Below are 2,427 nucleotides of genomic sequence, written 5' to 3'. Positions count from 1 at the left end.
GATGGGCGGAGCAGTAGCAGTGGGCAGTTTTCAGTTAGCAGTTTGCAGTGATAATAAATGAAATCATGACTGCAAACTGCCCACTATAAACTGCTAACTGACCTACAAGTCGGCCACTTTAAACGGCTTCACATCAACACTCTCCCAAACTCGTTGGGTAATATAAGGATCTGCATTTTTCCAGGCTTCCAATTCTTCAAAAGTTTCAAACTGCACTATCATTGTTGAGCCTATCATTTTGCCTTCGTCATTGAGCATAGCGCCGGCTACAACTAAATTACCATTGGCTTTAAGCGCTTTAGCACCATCAACATGATGCGGTCGCGCGGCCATGCGGCGATCAAATGCTTCAGCGTCTGTAAAATCATATGCGGTTACAAGGTATTGTTTCATGAGTATTTTTTAACTGGTTAAACACATTTTTCGAGCCCGAATATCTGCAAAACTATCTCATAAAAATAAATTAAAAATTAAATTAAATTTATAACTGTAAAGTTGACAATTTTTCCAATATTTGTTTTCCGAAAAACCAACCTGAATAATGAAGAATAATTTGCACCAGGAATTTATTAAGATCTTTAACAAAGAAGCAAACAACGTGTACTTTTCGCCCGGTCGTGTAAACCTTATTGGCGAGCATATTGATTATAACGGCGGGCTGGTTATGCCATGCGCCATTACTTTTGGCACTTATTTACTAACCTCCCCTAACGAGGATGGCATTTTCCGCTTCAGGAGTTTAAACTTCAGTGAGCAAAAAGATATTCCGCTGCAACTTCATTATGAAAAAAACGGTGAAAACTGGTTTAACTTTCCTATCGGTGTAATTGATCGTTTTATTAAAGACGGCCATCAGTTAAAAGGCCTTGATATGTTATTTTATGGCGATATCCCAATCGGCTCGGGCTTGTCGTCATCTGCATCTATTGAAGTAGTTACTTCTTATGCACTTAACGACCTGTTTAACAGCGGCTACAGCAAGCTCGACCTTGTTAAATTGTCTAAATATGTAGAAAACAATTTTATTGGTGTTAACAGTGGCATTATGGACCAGTTTGCAGTAGCCTTCGGCGAAAAAAATAAAGCCCTGATGCTTAACTGCGATACCCTGGATTACCAGGCAGTTGACAGTAATCTTGGCGAATATGTACTTGCTATCATCAATACCAACAAGCCCCGCAAACTGGCCGAATCAAAATACAACGAACGCGTACAGGAGTGCCAGGCAGCCCTCACGGCCCTGCAGCAGCAATTGGATATCAAATATCTTTGCGAGATAGACAGTGCTACTTTTGAGCAATACAAACACCTGATCACAGATCCGATTGTTCTGAAACGTGCAAAACACGTAATTGAAGAAAACGATCGCGTAAAATTGGCAGCAACAGCTCTTGCCGCTAATGACCTGGCGGAGTTTGGTAGACTGATGTATGCATCACACGATTCACTGCGCGATTTGTACGAAGTAAGCGGTGTTGAATTGGATACTGTTGCCGAGTACAGCAAAACCAACCCGGATGTTGCCGGTGCCCGTATGACCGGTGCTGGTTTTGGCGGTTGTGCTATAGCCCTGGTTAAAGGTGGTGCTTTTGATAAATTCAGTAAGGAAATAACCGATTATTATACACAAAAAATAGGCTACGCCCCATCTGTTTACAACTCACTCATTGGTGATGGCGTAGGCGAGCTGGCTTCAGTACTTAACTAACGGCTTTTTTTAATATTTTTGCGCCCTTATAATGGTTCATTAGTTCATTGGTGTTTTACCTCAATGAACTAATGAACCATTTAACTAATGAACTATAGGGATGCGCAAATTAAAGTTAGATGAGCTGAACCGGGCTACGGTTGATGAATTTAAAGCACAGGATAAATTACCGGTAGCCGTAGTGTTGGATAACGTGCGCAGTATGCACAATATCGGCTCTATCTTTCGTACTTCTGACGGCTTTGCGGTTGAACAGGTTTGCCTTTGCGGCATCACCGCACAACCTCCCCACCGTGAAATTGAAAAAACAGCCCTCGGCGCAACCCAATCAGTTAACTGGACTTACTACGAAACTCCTTTACAGGCTGTTGAACAATTACGTAAAGATGGTTACCAGATCATTGCCATTGAACAGGCCGAAAACAGCACCATGCTCCACGAATTTAAACCTACTGATGATGGCAAATACGCCCTGATTTTTGGGAATGAGGTAAACGGCGTAAGCGATGAGGTGATGCAGGTGATAGATGCCTGTATCGAGATCCCTCAATTTGGCACCAAGCATTCGTTTAATATAGTTGTATCCGCAGGGATCGTGCTTTGGGACTTTTTTGCTAAGATGGTGATATAAGACAACACTTCGCTCTACACCACGTCATTGCGAGCGCAGCGCGGCAATCGCATGCTATACAGGGCGAATATGCTTCCGTGCGATTGCC

3 protein-coding genes are annotated in these 2,427 nt (G+C 42.6%); 2 read left to right on the top strand and 1 reads right to left on the bottom strand.

The window, feature by feature from the left end; all coding sequences use genetic code 11:
* Nucleotides 1–102: 102 nt before the first annotated feature.
* Nucleotides 103–393 (bottom strand): YciI family protein, encoded by a 291-nt coding sequence (locus tag VF500_RS04770; protein WP_121229681.1) that lies wholly within the window; start codon nt 391–393, stop codon nt 103–105.
* 148 nt (nt 394–541) lie between these two features.
* On the opposite strand from VF500_RS04770, the gene VF500_RS04765 reads away from it, so the two are divergent.
* Both VF500_RS04765 and VF500_RS04760 read left to right on the top strand, forming a co-directional pair.
* Nucleotides 542–1,708, top strand: coding sequence for a galactokinase (locus tag VF500_RS04765; protein WP_330858584.1), 1,167 nt, complete (start codon nt 542–544; stop codon nt 1,706–1,708).
* Between the two features lie 100 nt (nt 1,709–1,808).
* Nucleotides 1,809–2,339: an RNA methyltransferase gene (locus tag VF500_RS04760; RefSeq protein WP_330858583.1), complete on the top strand. Its 531-nt coding sequence runs from the start codon at nt 1,809–1,811 to the stop codon at nt 2,337–2,339.
* Nucleotides 2,340–2,427 lie beyond the last annotated feature (88 nt).

The organism is Mucilaginibacter sp. (assembly GCF_036383575.1).
Classification (GTDB): domain Bacteria; phylum Bacteroidota; class Bacteroidia; order Sphingobacteriales; family Sphingobacteriaceae; genus Mucilaginibacter.
This window is presented reverse-complemented; position numbering and strand designations above follow the sequence as displayed.

Bases quoted from the DNA above. Each gene is read 5' to 3' on its own strand.
- VF500_RS04770 (WP_121229681.1), bottom strand. From the start codon at position 393: ATGAAACAATACCTTGTAACCGCATATGATTTTACAGACGCTGAAGCA.
- VF500_RS04765 (WP_330858584.1), top strand. From the start codon at position 542: ATGAAGAATAATTTGCACCAGGAATTTATTAAGATCTTTAACAAAGAA.
- VF500_RS04760 (WP_330858583.1), top strand. From the start codon at position 1,809: ATGCGCAAATTAAAGTTAGATGAGCTGAACCGGGCTACGGTTGATGAA.